We start from the raw sequence: 20498 nt of genomic DNA on the forward strand, positions 1-20498 counted from the left end.
TTGGGCGCATCGGCCGGATTCAGCCGACCCGGATCCACTTCGCCTCGGACGGCACGCCGTCCTTGTCCGTGACGAAGAGCATGTACCAGCCGTGCGGCACCAGCGTCCGGTCCTGCGGCACGGTCAGGGTGACGCCGTTCGCGTCCTTCTTCAGGCCCAGTTCGATCGAGCGCTGTTCGACGTCCGTGGTGTGGGTGACCGCGCTCGGCCGCATCAGCCGCGCCTTGACGATCCGGCCGGCGTCCTTGGTCCGGAAGACCGCCTTGCCGCCGGCGAAGGCGGCCGGGCCGCTTTCCAGGACGGGGCGCTTGCCGCCCTTGTGCAGGTAGGGCGGGGTGAAGATCTCCACCCGCTGCTCGAAGGTGCCCAGTTTGGTGTTGTCCTTGTCGCCGTAGAGCGGGTCGGAGCCGAAGGTGGCGACGCGGCCGTCGGGCAGCAGCAGGGCCTCGGAGTGGTAGTTGCGGCCCACGGTCGGCTCGGCGGCGTCGCGGAAGGCGTTGGCCCTCGGGTCGTAGAACTGCGCGGTCAGGATGTCGCTGGCGCTGCGGCCCCGGTAGTCCCCGGAGCCGCCGGTGGTGAAGACGGAGTCGTCGGGCATGAGGACGCTGGAGAGGTAGCGGGTGCCCCGGGCGAGCTGCGGGCCGGTCCGGAAGGCGGGGTTGTCGGCCTTCAGGTCGGCGATCGCGGTGCGGGGGGTGGCCTTCTCGGACTCTCCGACGCCGCCACCGCCGAGGACCATCACCTTCTGGTCCTGCGCGGGCGGCAGGAGCACGGAGGCCGAGGTCTCCAGCTGGTCCTTGTCGGTGAGGCCGCCGACCTGGGTGAACTTGTTGGTCTTCACGTCCCAGATGCCCGGCTCGCGGCCCTTCTCGGCGGGGCCGTAGCCCGCGTTGGAGCCGGAGTAGAAGAGCTTGCCGCCCTTGGTGAGGAAGAGCGCGGGGTAGGTCGGGAAGTAGTGGAAGGGGCCCTTGCCCCACTTCTTGGTCTTGGGGTCGTAGATCTCGTTGTCGCCGGGGACGACGTCGCCGACGTCGTTGAGCCCGGAGGCGGCGAGCACCCGGCCGTCCTCCAGGGTGGTCAGGGTCGGGTACCAGCGGGCGTCCTTCATCGGCTGGACGGGGACGTACTTCTCCGCCCGGGGGTCGAACTCGTAGGCCGCCTTGATGCCCTGGAAGTCCTGCTTCTCGGTGGTGATCCGCTGGGCGAGGCCGTAGACGTTGTCCGCGTCCTTCTCCGGCAGGCCGACGATCTCGTACTGCGCGGCCTGGGTGGTGAGCGCGCCCGCGCCCTCCTTGACCGCCTCGACGAAGACCCGTGCCTCGGCGGCGCTCACCTTGGTCTCCCAGGGCTTCATCTGACCCGACGCGAAGTAGCCGATCTTGAAGTCGCGCTTGGCCTTGGGCACGGTGACGTCGAACTTCGACACGTACTCGACCCCGGAGGGGGACCGGAAGCGGGTGCCCTTCTTGAGGGTGATGGGCTTGTCGGGCGACTCGTTCTTCACGCGCATGCCGCCGCCGGCCCGGGTGACCTTGTCGTCGAGGACCTCGTAACGGGCGGTGCCGCCGGCCACCAGGAGCTGCCCGTCGGGGAGCTGGGCGTGTCCGGCGCAGAAGAAGTCCTCGGGAGTGGGGATCTTCTTGAAGGTGTTCTTCTTCGGGTCCCACAGGACGGTGTCGAAGGTGCCCGAGTCGAACTTCTTCTGGTCGTTGCCCGAGCCCGCGATGAGCAGCACCTTGCCGGTGTGCAGCAGGGCCGCGTGGATCGCGTTGAGCCGGTACTCGCCGGGGACGTCCAGCATCGCCCAGGAGCCGAACTCGGCCTTGTAGCCGGGCTGGGCGATCTTGTACGCGTGGTACTTGTCCTGCGCGAAGTCCAGCGCGGCGGGCGCGTTGAGGCCGACGAGGAGGACGACGGCGCCGCCGCCGAGCAGGACGTTCCTCAGCTTCCTGGGCGGTGCGGCGGCCTTGTCCGCGCCGTCGGACCGCTCCGGCGGGCCGGGCTCGGGCCTCTTCGGCCTGCTGGTCGGGCGGAAGCCCATGTCACTTCCCTCCGGTGGTGGTGGCGCTCGCGGTGGCGGCGGCAGGAGCCGTGCCGGCGGTCGGCTCCGGTTTCGGTTTCGGCGTCGGTGCCGGCGTCGGTGCCGGGTCGGCGTGCGGGCGGGCGGGCTGTACGGCCGGGGCAGCGGCGCGGCGCTCGGCGTACCGGCTCCAGATCCAGACCGTCACCGGTGCGAGCGTAATGACCAGGGCCAGTACGGCCCAGGTGCGCATCGCGGCGTGGGTGTGCCCGTAGTGCACCGACGCCCACAGCGAGGCGATCAGCACCGCGGCCCAGAAGAAGTGGATCCGGAAGGTGAGCAGCCGGTCGGGGCTGGCCTCGCCGCCCTTGGGGGTGACGACGAACCGGCCGCGTCTGCCGAGCACGGCCGCGCCCAGCGACTTCAGGTAGATGGGCGCGCAGATCGCGGACATCGCCATGCCGGCCAGTCCGCCGGAGCCCTCGGGTTCGTGCGGGGAGACGTTGTGGCGCCGGTTCCACAAATAGAGGCAGATCTGGAGGGCGACGGCGTCGCTGTAGAGCATCAGCCAGACGGAGGTGGAGACCTGGGTGCCCGACGCCCCGAACCACAGGAACAGCACGCAGCTCAGGATGCCCAGCAGCCAGTTCAGGGCCGTCATGGGGTAGTACACGAGCATCAGGCCGTAGTTGAGGAGCCGGCCCGGCGGGATCCGGAAGGGTGCCTTCCAGAACTGCTTGAAGACCGTCTCGTACGTGCCCCTGGACCAGCGCATCTGCTGGGTGAAGAAGTCCGTCCAGGAAGCCGGGCCCTCGCCGACCGCGAGCACGTCGGGGGTGTAGACCGAGCGCCAGAAGTGGTTGGTGCGCGGGTTCCTGCGGCGGTGCAGTTCGAAGCCGGTGGCCATGTCCTCGGTGATCGAGTCGTACAGACCACCGACCTGGGTGAGCGCGCTGACCCGCACGGCGTTGTTGGTGCCGACGAACATGGGTGCCCGGTAGCGGTTGCCGGCCCGCTGGATGAGGGCGTGGAAGAGGTACTGCTGCGACTCGGCGGCCTTGGTGACGGCCGCGGTGTAGTTGCCGTACACCTGCGGGCCCACGACGAAGGCGATGTCGGGGTCGCGGAAGTAGCCGAGCATCCGCTCCAGGTAGTTGGGCAGCGGGATGTGGTCGGTGTCGACGGAGGCGAAGAAGTCGTAGGAGCCGCCGTGCATGGCCAGCCAGGCGTTGTAGTTGCCGTGCTTGGTCTTCGCGCGGTGCGGTCCCTTGTCCTGGTTCCAGTCGGGGATGCCCTTGCGGGTGAAGTGCCGTACGCCCAGCTCCTCGCAGAGCGCCCTGGCGGCCTCGTCGTCGCCCTCGTCGAGCAACCACACGTCCAGCTTCCCGCAATGGCGCACCTTGACGGCGCCTTCGAGGGTCGCGCGGACCATCGCGAGGGGCTCCTTGCCCGGGACGTACGTCGTCAGGAACGCGACCCGCGTCCCCTTCTGCGCGGTCACCGGTACCGGGTCGCGGGCGACCAGCGTGGCGTGCGCGATCGACGCCACGTTGACCAGCATGAAGAACATGATGAAGGCGATCGAACCGAGCATGACGTGGTCCGCGCGGACCAGCCACGGATCGGCGTTCTCCCGCTCGGTCCAGTGCGTGGGCCACACCAGATAGGCGAGCAGCACCGCGGAGAGCACGGGCGCGAGCGTCATCAGAAGAACGGCTCGTATTCGGTGGGGCTCCTTCGAGAGCAGGCTCGTGTACTGGACCGTGTAGGGGCCGTCCCCCGGGTCCGTCAACGGCCCGGCGAGGCGGCTGTGCTTCTCGTAGTCGTAGCCCTCCGGCAACACTCTGCCTCCCAGCTGATCGCGCGAGGCGCATACCTCACAAAACCAACCAAAGATCAGATTTCGGGGCGTGTCGACTCCGAGAGCGCAGAAGGGTTACGGGACGCCCGCGTCAGCTCCGCTGTGTCCTGCGGCGGAGCTGGTGGCGGACCGCGCGCTGGGCGACGGGCCCGAGTTCGTCGAGTACGCCGACCAGTGCGGCCAGTTGCTCCAGCGCGCCCAGCGCGGCCTCGGCACCCCGCGCGTCCACGCCCTCGTACAGCTCCAGGCCGACGAAGGCGGCGGCCACCGCGCGGGCGAGCCCGGCCGGGTCGGTGAACTCGCCGACCGGGCTGAGGGCCAGCACCCGGACGAGCACCTGCTCGATCTCCTCGATCCAGAGGTCGAGCCCGGCGGCGGTGGCCGGGGCGAGAGCAGGATGGGTCTGCGCGCCGGCCAGCAGCTGGCCGAGGAAGGCGACGTGGCCGCCTGCCTTCTCCTCCGCGTGCAGGGTCCGCCCGAGGGCGAGCAGCTCGGCGAGGGTGGTGACCTGGGCGAGGCGGGGGCGGTAGTGGGCGACGCGCTGTTCGGCGCCGTACCGGCAGGCGGCGGCGAGGAGCTCGTCGACCGAGCCGAAGTGGTAGAAGACGAGTGCCTGATTGACTCCGGCGGTGGCGGCGACGGAGCGGGCGGAGGTCTTCGCGATGCCCTGCTCGGTGAGCGTGCGCAACGCCCCCGCCAGCAGCTTCTCCTTGGTGTCCGCCGAACTCATGCGCGCGCTTCCTCATCGATCGGCCGCAGCCCCGGGCGCGGCTCGCGGCCCCGCACGTCCCGGTACTCGGCCCGGAAGGACCCTTCGTACCCGAACAGCGGGCCGAACCGCCTGCTGGTCACCCTGACACGGATCCGGAAGCACCCGGACCGCTCGTCGAAGCTCTCACGGACCTCCGCGTCGCCGCCGATCAGGTCCGGCACCCGGACGTCGAGCCGGCCTTCGCGGAAGCGGTGCTCGCCGGAGCGGATCACCAGGCCGCCCGCCGGGTCGGCGGAGAAGTGCAGGTCGCTGGCGAGGTGCTGATGGGTGCCGAGGTAGTCCAGGACGCAGTTCCGCTCCGGGCTGTGCACCATCGTGGCGTCGAAGCGGCGGGGTCCGTCGGGGAAGTCGAAGGTGCGGACGAAGGTGACCGTCTCGCGCCCCCAGCTGTCCAGGTAGGGCACGTTCTCGATGACGAACGGGATCCGGCGGCCCTCGCGCGGCAGCAGGATGTTGCGGGTCGCGCCGAGTGCGAGGAAGGGGCGCACCCATCTGCCGCCGTGCCATATCTGCTCCATGACGCCGCGCCCGGTGCACGCCTCGCCGCTGCCGAGCCCGACGGAGAAGCGCCGCTGGAGCTGGGGGTGCAGCCGGCCGAAGACCTCGTCGCCCATGGCGGTGCGGAAGATCGATGCGGGGGCGGATGTGCTCATGCGGGGGGCTCCTTGGCCGGTGCGGGGGCGGGGGGCCGGTGTGCTCATGCGGGGGGCTCCTCGACCGGTGCGGGGGCGTACGTGTGCGGCTCCTGGTGGGTGAGTGCGGTGAGCAGGGACGGCGCACGTACGGGTACGGGTGGGCGGCGCAGGCAGCGGCGGGCGGCGGGGGTCCCGGGCAGGGGCGGCAGGAAGAGCGCCGCCGCGAGCAGCACGGCGCCGGCCACCGGGGCGCTGCCCGCGAGCACCAGGGCGAGCACCACGGCGGCCCCCCGGCCGGCCAGTTCGGCCAGCGCGTGCAGCAGGGAGCGGGCCGGCGGGGTGCCGCGCTCCAGCCACAGCCTCAGCCGGTCGAAGGACCACGCGGTGGCCCAGCCCATCAGCGGCCGGAACAGCAGCCGGTCCGCGACGGCGCCCGCCGCACCCCAGCGCGGCCGGTAGTCGTAGCCGGTGAGGAACCGGACGCCGTCCCCGGTCGGTACGTAGCGCCAGTAGCCGCTGCCCTCGGCGAGCAGCGAGAGCGGGTGCGGGGAGGAGAACCGCAGCGCGGAGGTGCGGGTGCCGTCGGGGCGGTGCCGCTCCCCCGCGGCGATGCCGGTGCCGGCCACGGTCAGCCAGGGCAGCACCCGGGTCGCGTACCGGAAGCGCTGCGGCTGCCCCTCGACGGGCGGCAGGTAGTCGATCTCGGTGAAGCGGAGGTCCCAGCGCCGGTGCATGTCCGGCTCCTGGGTGCGTTCCCAGAGGGCGTCCTGGTCGGCGCGGATCAGCGCCTCGACGTACAGCTGCTTCATGGGCAGGCCCCTGCGCCTTCCGGATTCAGAATTTGAGCAGTCGCTCAAAATGCAAGGTACGCCCTTTTGAGCGACTGCTCAAGAGGTGTTTGAGCACTCGCTCAAACCGAGGGCGGCAAAAAACCCCTGGTCCTCGGGACCAGGGGTTTCAGCGGGCTTCGGGCAATGGATCAGGCGGACAGGTGGCGCTCCACCGTGTCGACCTTGGAGGTCAGAGCGTCACTGACGCCCGGCCGGATGTCGGCCTTCAGGACGACGGAGACGCGCGGTGCCCGCGCCTCGACCGCGGCGACGGCCCGCTTCACGACCGCCATCACCTCGTCCCACTCGCCCTCGATGGAGGTGAACATCGCGTCGGTGCGGTTCGGCAGACCGGACTCGCGGACCACGCGCACAGCGTCGGCGACGTACTCCCCGACGTCCTCACCCACGCCCAGCGGGGTGACGGAGAAGGCGACGATCATGCGAGCGCCCCGCTCTCCTTGCGGGCGCGGGCGGCGATCACGCCGTCCTGCTCCTCGCGCTTGAGCTTCTTGTCGCCGTACAGACCGCCGAACGGCACCACCGCGAGCACCGCGAAGAACGCGACCCGCCCGAGCGACCACTTCGCCTTGACCCACACGTCGGCCAGCATCACCAGGTACAGCAGGAACAGCACCGCGTGCAGGATGCCCAGCGGCATCACCAGGTCGATGTCGGAAATACGGCTGAGCAGCGACCCGAAGATCAGCAGCAGCGGGAAGGAGATCGCCTCCGGGATGGAGACGAGGCGGAGCCGGTGAATGGCGGCGGCGGTCTTGATGTCCACGGGGAGGCACCTTCGGGTCTGCGGATCTGCGGGGTCCGCGGGGCTGCGGTCCGCCGGTCCGCGGGTCGTCTGCGGGGTCGTCTGCGGGTCTGCGGGGCAAAGCACGGCTGATCTTGTGAACGCGCGCACAAGCTCGGCCCATTGTGGCATCCGGCTTTGCCTGCCCTTGGCTCAGGGTCCGCTCAGGGGTGGTGCGCTCCGCCGCCTCGGGGTCCGCTCAGGGGTGACCTCCGCCGGAAGGCCCTGGCCGGGAGGGCACGCGCCCGATACCGTCGACCATGTGGCTCAGTTCCGACTCCAAGGCAGCAAGGTGCTCGCCGTCGACATGACCGGGGACGCCGTCAAGGCGAAAAACGGCTCCATGGTGGCGTACGACGGCCAGATCGCCTTCAAGAAGATGTCCGGCGGCGGTGAAGGCGTGCGCGGCATGGTGACCCGCCGTCTCACCGGCGAACAGATGACGGTGATGGAGGCGAAGGGGCACGGCACGTGCTACTTCGCCGACCGCGCCAGCGAGATCAACCTGGTGAACCTCACCGGTGACAAGCTCTACGTCGAGTCCAGCAATCTGCTGTGCACCGACGCGGGCCTGCGCACCGGCACCACGTTCACCGGGCTGCGCGGTGGCGCGAGCGGCAACGGCCTGTTCACCACCACCGTGGAGGGGCACGGCCAGGCGGCCATCACCTCCGACGGACAGGCCGTCGCCCTGCGGGTCAGCGCGCAGTACCCGCTCCAGGTCGACCCCGGCGCGTACGTCGCGCACACCGGCAACCTCCGCCAGTCCTTCCAGTCCGGCGTCAACTTCCGGACGCTCATCGGCGAGGGTTCCGGCGAGGCCTTCCAGATCCGCTTCGAGGGCGAGGGCCTGGTGTACGTCCAGCCCAGCGAGCGCAACACCGTCGGGGGCGACGTCTGATGCCGTTCCGCGAGATCAATCCGAGGATGGTCGAGGCGCAGATCGCTCCCGGCCAGAAGATGTTCAGCCAGCGCGGCGCGATGCTCGCGTACAAGGGCGAGGTCTCCTTCACCCCGAGCCTCACCGGCGGCCAGGGCGGCGTCATGTCGATGATCGGGCGCCGGGTGGCGAACGAGCAGACCCCGCTGATGACCGTCGAGGGCAGCGGAACCGTGATGTTCGGCCACGGCGGCCACCACATCCAGGTGATCGCCCTGGCCGGCGACACCCTCTACGTCGAGGCCGACCGGCTGCTGGCCTTCGACGGCACCCTCACCCAGGGCACCATGTTCATGGGCTCGCAGGGCGGTGTGATGGGCATGGTGCGCGGCCAGGTCTCCGGCCAGGGCCTGTTCACCACGACCCTCAAGGGCCACGGCTCGGTCGCGGTGATGGCGCACGGCGGCGTGATCGAGCTGCCGATCACCCCGCAGCGCCCGGTGCACGTCGACCCGCAGGCCTATGTCGCCCACCACGGCGACGTACGCAACAAACTCTCCACCGCGCTCGGCTGGCGCGACATGGTGGGCCGCGGCTCCGGCGAGGCGTTCCAGCTGGAACTCTCCGGCAACGGCGCGGTGTACGTCCAGGCCTCGGAGGAGAAGCTGTGAGCACCCCTGTGTCCGGTGGCCCCGCGGTCTTCGACCCGCACTCGCTGCCGTCCGACGACAACGTCAACGCCTACACCTTCTGCGTGGAGCTCAAGGGGAGCCAGTGGTTCCTGCAGAAGGGCAAGATGATCGCCTACTACGGGCAGATCGAGTTCAACAGCATCGGCCACGGCCGCTTCGACCGGCTGCTGCGGACCTCCTTCCACTCCCCGCTGCACGCCAGTGACTGGGTGGTGGCCGAGGGCAGCGGCAAGATGCTGCTGGCCGACCGCGCCTTCGACGTGAACTCCTTCGACCTGGAGGAGGGCAATCTGACCATCAGGGCCGGAAACCTCCTCGCGTACCAGCCGACGCTGGCGCTCAAGCAGTCGATCGTGCCCGGCTTCCTCACCCTGATCGGTACGGGCAAGTTCGTCGCGGCCTCCAACGGTCCCGTCGTCTTCATGGAGCCGCCGATCCGCGTGGACCCGCAGGCGCTGGTCGGCTGGGCCGACTGCCCCTCCCCCTGCCACCACTACGACCACGGCTACATGACCGGCGTCATGGGCGGCCTGCGCGCGATGACCGGCGTCGGCGGGGCGTCCGGCGAGGAGCACCAGTTCGAGTTCGTCGGGGCGGGTACGGTCCTGCTCCAGTCCACCGAGCAGCTGATGGCCGAGCAGGCGGTGGGGGCGGTCGGCGGTGCGGCGGGGCAGAATGCCGGAGTGCCCGGCGGCGGCCACGCACCGGGGCAGGGCGGCTCCGCACCGCGCCTTCCCGGCCAACTCGGGGACCTCCAGCGCCGCTTCGGTCTGTAAGGGGTAGTCTGCGGAGTGTGACGCGCTGGCGGATGCCGGGCGTCACACCCGCGAACATCGGCCATTTTTGTCCAGCATTCAACTTCTTGGGTAGAATGCCGACATGCCTTCCATGGACAGCGGCCCCTCATCCCACGACACTGCCGCCACCCGCTGGCTCAGCGACGACGAGCAGTGCGCCTGGCGCACCTATCTGGAATCCAGCAAGCTGCTGATGCACCAGCTGGAGAAGGACCTCCAGCCCTTCGGCCTGACCAACAACGACTACGAGATCCTGGTCAACCTCTCCGAGTCCGCCGACAAGCGGCTGCGGATGAGCGATCTGGCCACGGCCACTCTCCAGTCGAAGAGCCGCCTCTCGCACCAGATCACCCGCATGGAGAAGGCGGGCCTGGTCCGCCGCGAGAACTGCGAGTCCGACCGGCGCGGCCTGTACGCGGTCCTCACCGAGGAGGGCGACAAGATGATGCAGCGGGTCGCCCCGCACCACGTGGCATCGGTCCGCCGCCACTTCCTCGACACCATGTCGACGGAGGACCTGCTCCAGCTGCGCGACGCGCTGACCCCGATGACGCAGGAGCTGCGCGGCAAGCGCGGCAGGATCTGAGGCGGGGCGGGGCGGGCCGGGGCGGTACGGACCGGTACGGACCGGTACGGACCGGTACGGACCGGTTACAGCTGCTTCCGCTGCTCAGCGCCCCTTACCGCTGTGGCAGTACGAGCGTGAAGAGCGCACCCCCGCCCGGCGCCCTGCCCACCGTCAGCGACCCGCCGTGCCGCTCGGCCACGTCCCGGGCGATGGCCAGGCCCAGCCCGGCCCCGCCGTCGTCCCGGCTGCGCGCGTCGTCGAGGCGTACGAACCGCTCGAAGATCCGCTCCCGCTCCGCCTCCGGCACCCCGCCCCCGTCGTCCGCGACCGTCAGCACCGCCCGGCCGTCCGCACCGCTCAGGGCCACCTCGACGGAACTCTCCGCGTGCCGCTGCGCGTTGTCGAGCAGATTGCCGAGCGCCCGCGCCAGCTGACCGCGCGATCCGGCCACTTCCACCCCGTCCGGCGCCCGCACCGCCACCGGATGCCCGCCCTGCCCCTCGCGCTGCGCGACCTGCGCCCGTACGAGCGCGGACAGGTCGACCCGCGCCGCCCCGGGCCGCTCCCCCGCGTCGAGCCTGGCAAGCAGCAGCAGGTCCGCCGCCAGGTCCTGGAGCCGTACGGTGTCCTCGACGGCCCCCTCCAGGTCGAGCAACTCCGGGTGTGCGGAAGCCACTTCGAGCTGGGTGCGGAGCGAGGCGATGGGGCTGCGCAGTTCGTGCGAGGCATCGGCGACGAAGCGGCGCTGGCGCTCCACGGAGGACTCCAGGGCGGCCAGGGTCTCGTTGGTGGTGACGGCGAGCCGGTCCACCTCGTCCCGGGTGCCGGGCACCGGCACCCGCCGGGTCAGGTCCTCGGACGCGGTGATGGCCGCCATCTCGCGCCGGATGCCCTCGACGGGGCGCAGGGCCCGCCGGGTGACCAGCCAGGTGACTCCGGCCACGATCACCAGCAGCACCGGCAGCCCCACCAGCATCGCGGACCTGACCGTGCCGACGGCGTCCTGCTCGGCGGCGAGCGGTGCGCCCGCGTGAACGGTGACGGTGGCTCCCGCTCCGGTGGTGGCCTCGACGGCGGCGAACCGGTAGTCGGCGCTGTCGCCGTCCACGGTGGCGGCCCCGGAGGTGAAGCGGGGTTCGTCGCGGGAGACCTCGCCGCGGCCCGTGTCGCGCCGCCCGTCGCCGCCGTCCTGGCCGTCGCCGTCGCCGTCGGCCGGGGCGGCTCCGGGAGCGACCGGCCGGACCTGGCTGCTGCCCGTGCCGGAGATCGCCTCCAGCTTCTCGCTGACGGCCACCACCCGCCCGTCCTCGGTGACGACCTGGACGGGGTTCTCGTCCTTGTCCGGCATCTCCAGCCGGTCGTACGCCACGCCCAGCGCCACCTGCGAGGCGACCTCCTGGGCGGCCACCTCGGCCTGGAGGTCGGTCTGGTCGGTCAGCTTGGCGACCAGCACCAGCAGCACCGCGAGGCCGGCCCCGATCAGAGCCACGGCGACGACCGCGGTGGCGCCGAGCGCCGCCCTGGCCCGTACCGAACGCATCACGCCCCCTCGCCGTCCACCGCGACCAGCCGGTACCCGGCGCCGCGCACGGTCTGGATGCGGGCGGCGCCCAGCTTGCGGCGCAGCGTGGAGATGTACACCTCGACGATGTTGGGATCGCCCTCGTAGGCGAAGTCCCAGACGTGTTCCAGCATCTCGGTCTTGCTGACGACGGCACCCGGGCGCAGTGCGAGCTGCTCCAGCACCGCGAACTCCTTCGCGGTGAGGGTCACCTCGGTCCCGCCGCGGTGCACCCGCCGGGCCGCCGTGTCCAGGGTGAGCGCGCCGACGGTGAGCAGCGGGGAGGACGGCCCGGCGCCCCTGCGGCGCAGCAGGGCGCGGATGCGGGCGAGCAGGACGACGTACGAGAAGGGCTTGGTGAGGTAGTCGTCGGCCCCGGTGTCGAGCCCCTCGGCCTCGTCGTACTCGCCGTCCTTGGCGGTGAGCATCAGGATCGGTACGTCGTTCCCGGCGGCGCGCAGGGTGGCGCAGACCCGGTAGCCGTTCATGCCGGGCAGCATGATGTCGAGGACGACCAGGTCGTACGGCTGCTCGCCGGCCAGGTGCAGCCCCTCGAGCCCGTCGTGCACGACATCCACGGCGAAGCCCTCGGCGGTGAGTCCCTTGGCCAAGGACACCGCGAGCCGCTTCTCGTCCTCCACGATCAACAGGCGCATGGGGACCAGGGTCGCAGGCGGAAGCTGAAGGGCGCTTCAGGTGACTTCAGGTGACGTTCAGCCTGTCCGGTCCAGGTTGGGGGACACAAGCGAAGCCCCTGAATCCCGACGGAGGAACACCCCATGCTGAAGCGCAAGTACGTCATCGCCGCCGCGGCCGCAGTGGTACTGGCAGGAACGGGCACGGCGACGGCGCTGAGCGCGCCCGACGGCGACTCCCCGGCGACCGCGACGTCCGCCGCAGGTGACGCCAAGGGCGCCGGTACCGGACACGCCAACGGCAACGCGGCCAAGGCGGTCGCCACCGCCGTCTCCGCCGTCCCCGGCACCGTGACCGGTGTGGATCTGGAGGACGACGGCGGGGAGTGGGACCTCGACGTGTTCGGCAAGGACGGCAAGTGGCACGACGTGACGGTGGACGCAGCGGGCACCAAGGTCGTGAACAAGCACCTCGACGAGGACGCGGACGACCGCGCCGACCGTGCCCCGCAGAGCGCTCCGGTCACCGTCCAGCAGGCCATGACGGCCGCCCTGAAGACCGCTCCGGGCCAGGTGACCGAGGCGGACCTGGAGCAGGGCCACTGGGAGATCGAGGTACGCGGGCAGAACGGCACGCACCAGGACGTGACCGTGGACGCGAAGACGGGCGCGGCGGCGGTCGTGAAGGACCAGGACGCGGACGCCCGGGACGCCGATGACAAGGCCTCGGGCTCGCAGGACGCCGATGAGGCGGATGCGGGCACCCAGGACACCGACGACAAGGCCTCGGGTGACCAGGACTCCGCAGGCCGGCCCGGCGACGACAAGGACGACACCGCGGACGCCGACGGGGCCGGTCACTAGGAAACCGGCCGACGGCCCCGGGGCCGCAAGGCCGCCGGGCGCGCCGCTGCACGGGGCATAACACCGCGCGTGCGGCGTACGAAGGCAAGCACGGCGGGCAGCGCCTCGTAAGCGGCCCTCACGGCGTCGGGCCGCCCCGCACGCCCTCGCAGGCCGACGGCAGCGGCCCGGGCGGGCGGGCAGGGACCTCCCGCCACCTCGCCGGCCCGGCCGCCCCGCGGCCCTCAGCCCTCCGTGACTCCCGCCACCAGTTCGTCCGCCGCCGCGTACGGGTCCAGTTCACCGGCCACGATGCGTTCCGCCAGGGCGCCGAGGCGGCGGTCTCCGCGGAGGTCGCCGATGCGTTCGCGGAGTGCGGTGACGGCGATGGTCTCGACCTCGTGGGCCGCGCGGGCCGCCCGCCGCTCCGCCAGGACGCCGTGCTCCTCCATCCAGGCCCGGTGCTTCTCCAGCGCCTCGACGACCTCCTCGATGCCCTCGCCCCGGGCCGCCACCGTCTTCACGATCGGCGGGCGCCAGTCGCCGGGCCCCCGTGACTCGCCGAGGCCGAGCATGTGGTTCAGCTCGCGGACCGTGGCGTCCGCCCCGTCCCGGTCGGCCTTGTTGACCACGTACACATCGCCGATCTCCAGGATTCCGGCCTTGGCGGCCTGGATGCCGTCGCCCATCCCGGGGGCCAGCAGCACCATCGACGTATCGGCCTGCGAGGCGATCTCCACCTCGGACTGGCCGACGCCCACCGTCTCGACCAGCACCACGTCGAATCCGGCCGCGTCGAGCACCCGGATCGCCTGCGGTGCGGCCCAGGCCAGCCCGCCCAGGTGTCCCCGGGTGGCCATGGACCGGATGTAGACCCCGGGGTCCGACGCGTGGTCGGCCATCCGGATCCGGTCCCCGAGGAGCGCGCCCCCGGAGAAGGGCGAGGAGGGGTCGACGGCGAGCACCGCCACCCGCTTCCCGGCCCGCCGGTACGACGCCACCAGCGCGGACGTCGAGGTCGACTTGCCGACACCCGGCGAGCCGGTGAGCCCGACCACGTACGCGTTGCCCGCCAGCGGTGCCAGCGCCGCCATCACCTCGCGGAGCTGCGGGGACGCCCCCTCGACCAGCGAGATCAGCCGGGCCACGGCCCTGGGCCGGCCCTCCCGGGCCTGCTCGACCAGCGTGGGGACGTCCTGCATCACTAGCTCCGCTCAGTCAACGCGTCATTTCCCCGCGTACGTACGTGGGCGTACGCGGGCACCTCCCACAGCCGTCCGGCGGCTACTTCCCGGGCACCCGCACGATCAGCGCGTCGCCCTGACCGCCGCCGCCGCACAGGGCCGCGGCGCCGACGCCGCCGCCGCGCCGCTTCAGCTCCAGTGCCAGATGCAGCACGAGGCGGGCGCCGGACATGCCGATGGGGTGGCCGAGGGCGATGGCACCACCGTTGACATTCACCTTTTCCGGGGAGATGCCGAGGTCCTTCATTGACTGGACGGCGACGGCGGCGAAGGCCTCGTTGATCTCGACCAGGTCGAGGTCGTCGACGCCGAGGCCCTCCTTCTTCAGGGCGTGCGCGATGGCGTTGGACGGCTGCGACTGGAGCGAGTTGTCGGGGCCCGCCACATTGCCGTGGGCGCCGATCTCCGCGATCCACTCCAGGCCGAGCTCCTGCGCCTTCGCCTTGCTCATGACGACGACCGCGGCGGCGCCGTCGGAGATCTGCGAAGCGGTGCCGGCCGTGATCGTGCCCTCCTTGCCGAAGGCGGGGCGCAGCTTGGCCAGGCCCTCGACGGTGGTCTCCGGGCGGATGCCCTCGTCCGTGGAGACCAGCACCGGGTCGCCCTTGCGCTGCGGGACCTCGACCGGGGTGATCTCGGCGGCGAAGACGCCGTTCTTCTGCGCGGCGGCGGCCAGCTGGTGCGACCGGGCGCCGAAGGCGTCCTGCGGGCCGCGCTCGATGCCCAGGCGCCCGTTGTGCTTCTCGGTCGACTCGCCCATGGGGATGTTCTCGAAGGAGTCGGTCAGACCGTCGTACGCCATCGAGTCCAGCATCTCGATCGCGCCGTACTTGTGGCCCTCGCGCGACTTCGGCAGCAGGTGCGGGGCGTTGGTCATGGACTCCTGGCCGCCCGCCACCACGATGTCGAACTCGCCCGCGCGGATCAGCTGGTCGGCCAGCGCGATGGCGTCCAGACCCGAGAGACAGACCTTGTTGACGGTCAGGGCGGGGACGTTCATCGGGATGCCGGCCTTGACGGCGGCCTGGCGGGCCGGGATCTGGCCCGCTCCGGCCTGCAGCACCTGGCCCATGATCACGTACTGGACCTGGTCGCCGCCGATGCCCGCACGCTCGACGGCCGCCTTGATCGCGAAGCCGCCGAGGTCGGCTCCGGAGAAGGACTTGAGGGATCCCAGCAGACGGCCCATGGGAGTACGGGCGCCCGCCACGATGACGGAGGTGTTCGTTCCGGGAGTTCCAGGCATGAGGCACGGCCCCTTGGGAGGTTGGGAGTGAACGAGGGTTTACCTGAATGTACTGACGCGTAAGGCGCCCGTCACCGGGCATCCGGTGTGATCGCGCGCACGTTGCGTAACCACCCCCAACCGCGCTGCACTGGACCCATGCTGACGCGAATCGACCACATCGGAATCGCCTGCCACGACCTCGACAGGACAGTCGAGTTCTACCGGGCCACGTACGGCTTCGAGGTGCACCACTCCGAGATCAACGAGGAGCAGGGTGTCCGCGAGGCCATGATCAGGATCAGCGGCACCTCCGACGGCGGCGCCTCCTACCTCCAGCTCCTGGAGCCCACCCGCCCCGACTCCGCGGTCGGCAAGTGGCTGGCCAAGAACGGTGAGGGCGTGCACCACATCGCCTTCGGCACCGAGGACGTGGACGGGGACGCGAACGACATCCGCAGCAAGGGAGTTCGAGTGCTGTACGACGAGCCGCGCACCGGCTCGATGGGCTCGCGCATCACCTTCCTGCACCCCAAGGACTGCCACGGCGTGCTGACCGAACTGGTCACCGCGGCCCTCCCGGCCGCCGGCACCGACGCGGAGCACTGAGGCCGCGGGGACCGAGTACTGAGGAGGACCGCCGTCCCCCGCCCGACCCGGCCGGTAGAGTGGGCCGTTCCGGGCCGGGGCCGGTATCGGGGCCTGCGACTTGTGGTCCGCAGTTGATCTGACACCATTCCCCGGAGGCCCGCCCGCTGACAGGGTGGGGCCGTACGGCAGGTGGGTTCACGGCGTGAGTGCCCCAGGGGCTTCACGAGGTGACTCACCACAAACGGAGTCACGACAGACAGTTGCGACCAGGGGACGGATGGGACCGCGCAGTGCGGGGCTACGAACGCCAGGAGAGCCCTCAGCGGGCTGAATCCGACCATCTCTCGCGGTTCGAGGCCGAGATGGACCGGCTGAAGACCGAGCGGGAGAAGGCGGTCCAGCATGCCGAGGACCTCGGCTACCAGGTCGAGGTGTTGCGCGCCAAGCTCCACGAGGCGCGCCGCAACCTCGCGTCCCGGCCTGCCTACGACGCGGCGGACATCGGTTACCAGGCCGAGCAGTTGCTCCGCAACGCCCAGGTGCAGGCCGACCAGCTGCGCACCGACGCCGAGCGCGAGCTGCGGGACGCCCGCGCCCAGACGCAGCGCATCCTCCAGGAGCACGCGGAGCACCAGGCCCGGCTCCAGGCCGAGTTGCACCAGGAGGCGGTCACCCGCCGCCAGCGCCTGGACCAGGAACTCGCCGAGCGCCGGCAGACCGTCGAGTCGCACGTCAACGAGAACGTGGCCTGGGCCGAGCAGCTGCGCGCCCGTACCGAGGCGCAGGCCCGCAGGCTCCTGGAGGAGTCGCGGGCCGAGGCCGAGCAGGCCCTGTCCGCCGCCCGCGCCGAGGCGACCCGGATCGCCGAGGAGGCCCGTCAGCGGCTGAACGCCGACGCGGAGACCGCCCGCGCGGAGGCGGAGGCGACGCTGCTGCGGGCCCGCAAGGACGCCGAGCGGCTGCTGAACGCCGCGTCGACGCAGGCGCAGGAGGCCACCACCCACGCCGAGCAGCTCCGCTCCACCACGACCGTCGAGTCCGAGCAGGCCCGCAAGCAGGCCGCCGAGCTGAGCCGCACCGCCGAGACCCGGATGCAGGAGGCCGAGACGGCCCTGCGCGAGGCCCGGCTGGAGGCGGAGAAGGTCCTCTCCGAGGCGAAGGAAGCCGCCGCCAAGCAGCTGGCCGGCGCCGAGTCCGTCAACGAGCAGCGCACCCGTACCGCCAAGTCCGAGATCGCCCGTCTGGTCGGCGAGGCCACCAAGGACTCCGAGGCACTCAAGGCGGAGGCCGAGCAGGCCCTCGCGGACGCCCGCGCCCAGGCCGAGCGGCTGGTCAACGAGGCCGCCGACAAGGCCCGCACCGCGGCCGCCGAGGACTCCGCGGCCCAGCTCGCCAAGGCCGCCCGTACGGCCGAGGAAGTCCTCACCAAGGCGTCCGAGAACGCGCAGGAGACCACCCGCAAGGCCGCCGAGGAGGCCGAGCGGATCCGCCGCGAGGCGGAGGCGGAGGCCGAGCGGCTGCGCGGCGACGCCGCCGAGCAGGCCGACGAGCTCAAGGGCGCCGCCAAGGACGACACCAAGGAGTACCGGGCCAGGACGGTCGAGCTCCAGGAGGAGGCCCGCAGGCTGCGCGGCGAGGCCGAGCAGCTGCGTTCCGAGGCCGTCGCCGAGGGCGAGCGGATCCGCGGCGAGGCGCGCCGGGAGGCCGTCCAGCAGATCGAGGAGGCGGCCAGGACCGCCGAGGAGCTGCTGACCAAGGCCCGTACCGACGCCGAGGAGCTGCGGGGAGCCGCGGGCGCCGACGGCGAGCGGGTCCGCTCCGAGGCCACCGAGCGGGCGAACTCCCTGCGCAAGCAGGCCGAGGAGCTGCTGGAGCGCACCCGCGCCGAGGCCGAGCGGCTGCGCACCGAGGCCGAGGAGCAGGCCGAGCACGCGAAGGCGGAGGCCGAGGAGTCCGTACGGTCGCTGCGCGAGGAGGCCGACCGCGGCATCGAGGCGCGCCGCGGCGAGGCCGCCGAGGAGCTGGCGCGACTGCGTGCCGAGGCCGAGCAGCGGGTGACGGCGTCCGAGGAGGCGCTGATCGGCGCCCGCGCGGAGGCCGAGGGGATCCGCAGGGAGGCCGGCGAGGAGAGCGACCGGCTGCGCGCGGAGGCCGCCGAGCGGGTCCGCACGCTCCAGGCGCAGGCCGAGCAGGAGGCCGAGCGGCTGCGCAACGAGGCCGCCGCCGACGCCTCGCGCTCCCGCGCCGAGGGCGAGGCGGCCGCGGTGCGGCTGCGCAGCGAGGCTGCGGCCGAGGCCGAGCGGCTGAAGACGGAGGCGCAGGAGAGCGCTGACCGGGTGCGCGCGGAGGCGGCTGCCGCCGCCGAGCGGGTGTCCGGCGAGGCCGCCGAGGCGCTGGCCGCCGCGCAGGAGGAGGCCGTACGACGCCGCAGGGAGGCCGCGGAGACGCTCGAGGGCGCCCGCGCCGAGGCCGAGCGCGAGCGCACCCAGGCCCGCGAGCAGAGCGAGGAGCTGCTGGCTTCCGCCCGCAAGCGGGTGGAGGAGGCACAGGCCGAGGCGCAGCGGCTGCTTCAGGACGCGGACCGGCGGGCCACCGAGCTGGTGTCGGCCGCCGAGCAGACCGCCCAGCAGGTGCGGGACGCGGTGGCCGGGCTCCAGGAGCAGGCCGAGGAGGAGATCGCCGGGCTGCGCAGTGCCGCCGAGCACGCGGCGGAGCGCACCACGACCCAGGCGCAGGAGGAGGCGGACCGGGTCCGCGCGGACGCGCACGCCGAACGGGAGCGGGCCGCCGAGGACGCGAGCCGCATCCGCAGCAGGTCGCAGGAGGAGTCCGACGCGGCCAAGGCGCTCGCCGAGCGCACGGTGGGCGACGCCATCGCCGAGGCCGAGCGGCTGCGGACCGACTCGCAGGAGCGTGCGCAGCAGCTGCGTACCGAGGCGTCGGACGCCCTCGCGGCGGCCGAGGAGGCGGCGGCGAAGTCGCGTGCCGAGGCCCGCGCGGACGCCAACCGCATCCGCGGCGACGCGGCCGCCCAGGCGGACCTGCTGATCGGCGAGGCCCGTACCGAGGCCGAGCGGATCCAGACGGAGGCGGCCGAGGTACGCACGAAGGCCGACCGGGATGCCGCGCAGGCGCGGGACGAGGCGGCGCAGGAGGCCGAGCGGATCACCGCGCGGGCCGCCGCCACCCTGACGTCGGCGGAGCAGGACGCGGAGCGGTTGCGGGCCGGGGCCCAGCAGGTGCGGGACGAGGGCGAGGCGGAGGCCGAGCGGCTGCGGGCGGCTGCCCGTACCGAGGGCGAGCAGGTGCTCGACGAGGCCCGCAAGGCCGCGGACAAGAGGCGCAGCGACGCCGCCGGGCAGGCCGACAAGCTCATCACGGAAGCGGCGGGCGAGGCGGAGAAGCTGGTCGCCGAGGCCACCACGCAGGCGGAGCGGCTGGTTTCGGACGCCACCGGCGAGGCCGAGCGGTTGCGCGCGGAGGCGGCGGAGACGGTGGGCTCGGCCCAGCAGGCCGCCGAGCGGATCCGTACCGAGGCGGACAGGCACCGCGAGGACGCGGACGCGGCGGCCGAGCAGGTGCGCAGCGAGGCGCGTGCGGAGGCGGACCGGCTGCTCGACGAGGCGCGGCAGGCCGCGTCGAAGCGGCGCGGCGACGCCGCCGAGCAGGCCGACCAGCTGGTCGCGAAGGCCCAGGAGGAGGCGCTGCGGGCCGCCACCCAGGCCGAGGAGCAGGCCGACACGATGGTCGGGGCGGCCCGCAAGGAGGCCGAGCGGCTGGTGTCGGAGTCCAGGGTCGAGGGCAACTCCCTGGTGGAAAGGGCGCGTACGGACGCCGACGAGCTGCTGGTCGGTGCCCGCAGGGACGCCACCGCCATAAGGGAGCGGGCCGAGGAGCTGCGGACCCGGCTGGAGGGCGAGATCGAGGAGCTGCACGAGCGTGCGCGCCGCGAGACCGCCGAGCAGATGAAGACGGCCGGCGAGCGCGTCGACAAGCTGATGAAGGCGGCCACCGAGCAGCAGGCGGAGGCCGAGGCGAAGGCCAAGGCGATGGTTTCCGAGGCGAGTTCGGAGGCCGGCAAGGTCCGGATCGCGGCGGTCAAGAAGGCCGAGCAGCTGCTCAAGGAGGCCGAGCAGAAGAAGGCCGAATTGGTCCGCGAGGCAACGAAGTTGCGGGACGAGGCGAAGGCCGAGGCGGAGCGCACGGTCGCCGAGGGCCGGCGCGAACTGGATGTTCTGGTGCGCAGGCGCGAGGACATCCAGGCCGAGATCTCCCGTGTCCAGGACGTACTTGAGGCGTTGGAGTCATTCGAGGCACCGTCCGGCGGCAAACCGGCCGGTGGCTCGGCGGCGAGCGGCGTCAAGGCCGGAGCGGCGGCCGGCGGGACCCGATCGGGTGGCAAGTCTTCGGGCAACTGACGACCGGACGCACGGTGACTCATGTGATGAAGGGTTCTGTGATTGAGCTGTGATTCGAGCCAGGTTTGACGAGGCGTTCATCCGTGCGGGTGGCAAGAGCTCCGGCAGGTTGCCACTCAAA

18 protein-coding genes are annotated in these 20498 nt (G+C 72.0%); 7 read left to right on the forward strand and 11 right to left on the reverse strand.

Annotated elements, in window-relative coordinates:
• Positions 1 to 19 precede the first annotated feature (19 nt).
• The 7 genes from ACFWVV_RS19100 to ACFWVV_RS19130 form a co-directional block, all read right to left on the reverse strand.
• The gene (locus ACFWVV_RS19100; protein ID WP_384352050.1) at positions 20 to 2041 is read right to left on the reverse strand and encodes a galactose oxidase-like domain-containing protein; all 2022 of its coding nucleotides are present in this window, start codon (positions 2039 to 2041) and stop codon (positions 20 to 22) included.
• A gap of 1 nt (position 2042) precedes the next feature.
• A complete protein-coding gene (locus ACFWVV_RS19105; protein ID WP_384352047.1) occupies positions 2043 to 3863 on the reverse strand; it encodes a glycosyltransferase family 2 protein in 1821 nt (606 codons plus the stop codon).
• Between the two features lie 109 nt (positions 3864 to 3972).
• Positions 3973 to 4611, reverse strand: coding sequence for a TetR/AcrR family transcriptional regulator (locus tag ACFWVV_RS19110; RefSeq protein ID WP_384352044.1), 639 nt, complete (start codon positions 4609 to 4611; stop codon positions 3973 to 3975).
• On the reverse strand, positions 4608 to 5306 hold the full coding sequence (locus ACFWVV_RS19115; protein ID WP_384352041.1) for a DUF4166 domain-containing protein: 699 nt from the start codon (positions 5304 to 5306) through the stop codon (positions 4608 to 4610). Before ACFWVV_RS19115 ends, ACFWVV_RS19110 begins: the two co-directional genes overlap by 4 nt.
• A 44-nt stretch (positions 5307 to 5350) precedes the next feature.
• Complete coding sequence (locus ACFWVV_RS19120) at positions 5351 to 6097, reverse strand: hypothetical protein (RefSeq protein ID WP_384352038.1); 747 nt, start codon at positions 6095 to 6097, stop codon at positions 5351 to 5353.
• A gap of 170 nt (positions 6098 to 6267) precedes the next feature.
• Positions 6268 to 6561: an MTH1187 family thiamine-binding protein gene (locus ACFWVV_RS19125; protein ID WP_384352035.1), complete on the reverse strand. Its 294-nt coding sequence runs from the start codon at positions 6559 to 6561 to the stop codon at positions 6268 to 6270.
• On the reverse strand, positions 6558 to 6905 hold the full coding sequence (locus tag ACFWVV_RS19130) for a DUF3817 domain-containing protein (RefSeq protein WP_384352032.1): 348 nt from the start codon (positions 6903 to 6905) through the stop codon (positions 6558 to 6560). Before ACFWVV_RS19130 ends, ACFWVV_RS19125 begins: the two co-directional genes overlap by 4 nt.
• Positions 6906 to 7185: 280 nt before the next feature.
• On the opposite strand from ACFWVV_RS19130, the gene ACFWVV_RS19135 reads away from it, so the two are divergent.
• From ACFWVV_RS19135 to ACFWVV_RS19150, 4 genes are all read left to right on the forward strand, one after another.
• Positions 7186 to 7824 carry an AIM24 family protein gene (locus ACFWVV_RS19135; protein WP_384352029.1) on the forward strand — a complete coding sequence of 213 codons (639 nt, stop codon included), beginning with the start codon at positions 7186 to 7188 and terminating at the stop codon, positions 7822 to 7824.
• Positions 7824 to 8474, forward strand: coding sequence for an AIM24 family protein (locus ACFWVV_RS19140; RefSeq protein WP_384352026.1), 651 nt, complete (start codon positions 7824 to 7826; stop codon positions 8472 to 8474). The genes ACFWVV_RS19135 and ACFWVV_RS19140 overlap by 1 nt, the downstream gene beginning before the upstream one ends.
• Positions 8471 to 9271, forward strand: a complete 801-nt coding sequence (locus ACFWVV_RS19145) for an AIM24 family protein (protein WP_384352023.1) — start codon at positions 8471 to 8473, stop codon at positions 9269 to 9271. The genes ACFWVV_RS19140 and ACFWVV_RS19145 overlap by 4 nt, the downstream gene beginning before the upstream one ends.
• 112 nt (positions 9272 to 9383) lie before the next feature.
• On the forward strand, positions 9384 to 9878 hold the full coding sequence (locus ACFWVV_RS19150) for a MarR family winged helix-turn-helix transcriptional regulator (protein ID WP_384352182.1): 495 nt from the start codon (positions 9384 to 9386) through the stop codon (positions 9876 to 9878).
• Between the two features lie 94 nt (positions 9879 to 9972).
• Here the strand turns inward: ACFWVV_RS19150 and ACFWVV_RS19155 are convergent, their stop codons facing one another.
• Together ACFWVV_RS19155 and ACFWVV_RS19160 are read right to left on the reverse strand one after the other, a co-directional pair.
• Positions 9973 to 11400 (reverse strand): sensor histidine kinase, encoded by a 1428-nt coding sequence (locus tag ACFWVV_RS19155; protein ID WP_384352020.1) that lies wholly within the window; start codon positions 11398 to 11400, stop codon positions 9973 to 9975.
• Entirely contained in the window at positions 11400 to 12077 is a 678-nt protein-coding gene (locus ACFWVV_RS19160; RefSeq protein ID WP_384352017.1) for a response regulator transcription factor, read from the reverse strand. The genes ACFWVV_RS19155 and ACFWVV_RS19160 overlap by 1 nt, the downstream gene beginning before the upstream one ends.
• A 123-nt stretch (positions 12078 to 12200) precedes the next feature.
• Between ACFWVV_RS19160 and ACFWVV_RS19165 the strand changes: the two genes are divergently transcribed.
• Positions 12201 to 12920, forward strand: coding sequence for a PepSY domain-containing protein (locus ACFWVV_RS19165; RefSeq protein WP_384352014.1), 720 nt, complete (start codon positions 12201 to 12203; stop codon positions 12918 to 12920).
• Positions 12921 to 13144: 224 nt separating this feature from the next.
• Here the strand turns inward: ACFWVV_RS19165 and meaB are convergent, their stop codons facing one another.
• Positions 13145 to 14101: a methylmalonyl Co-A mutase-associated GTPase MeaB gene (gene meaB, locus ACFWVV_RS19170; protein ID WP_384352012.1), complete on the reverse strand. Its 957-nt coding sequence runs from the start codon at positions 14099 to 14101 to the stop codon at positions 13145 to 13147.
• Positions 14102 to 14183: 82 nt separating this feature from the next.
• Positions 14184 to 15389, reverse strand: a complete 1206-nt coding sequence (locus ACFWVV_RS19175; RefSeq protein ID WP_384352008.1) for an acetyl-CoA C-acetyltransferase — start codon at positions 15387 to 15389, stop codon at positions 14184 to 14186.
• 138 nt (positions 15390 to 15527) lie between these two features.
• Here ACFWVV_RS19175 and mce point away from each other — a divergent pair, with 138 nt between their 5' ends.
• Together mce and scy are read left to right on the forward strand one after the other, a co-directional pair.
• Positions 15528 to 15977, forward strand: coding sequence for a methylmalonyl-CoA epimerase (gene mce, locus ACFWVV_RS19180; RefSeq protein ID WP_384352006.1), 450 nt, complete (start codon positions 15528 to 15530; stop codon positions 15975 to 15977).
• Between the two features lie 272 nt (positions 15978 to 16249).
• Positions 16250 to 20377 (forward strand): polarized growth protein Scy, encoded by a 4128-nt coding sequence (scy, locus tag ACFWVV_RS19185; RefSeq protein ID WP_384352003.1) that lies wholly within the window; start codon positions 16250 to 16252, stop codon positions 20375 to 20377.
• The last annotated feature ends 121 nt before the right edge of the window (positions 20378 to 20498 follow it).

It is taken from the genome of Streptomyces sp. NPDC058663 (assembly GCF_042716745.1).
Classification (GTDB): Bacteria; Actinomycetota; Actinomycetes; order Streptomycetales; family Streptomycetaceae; genus Streptomyces.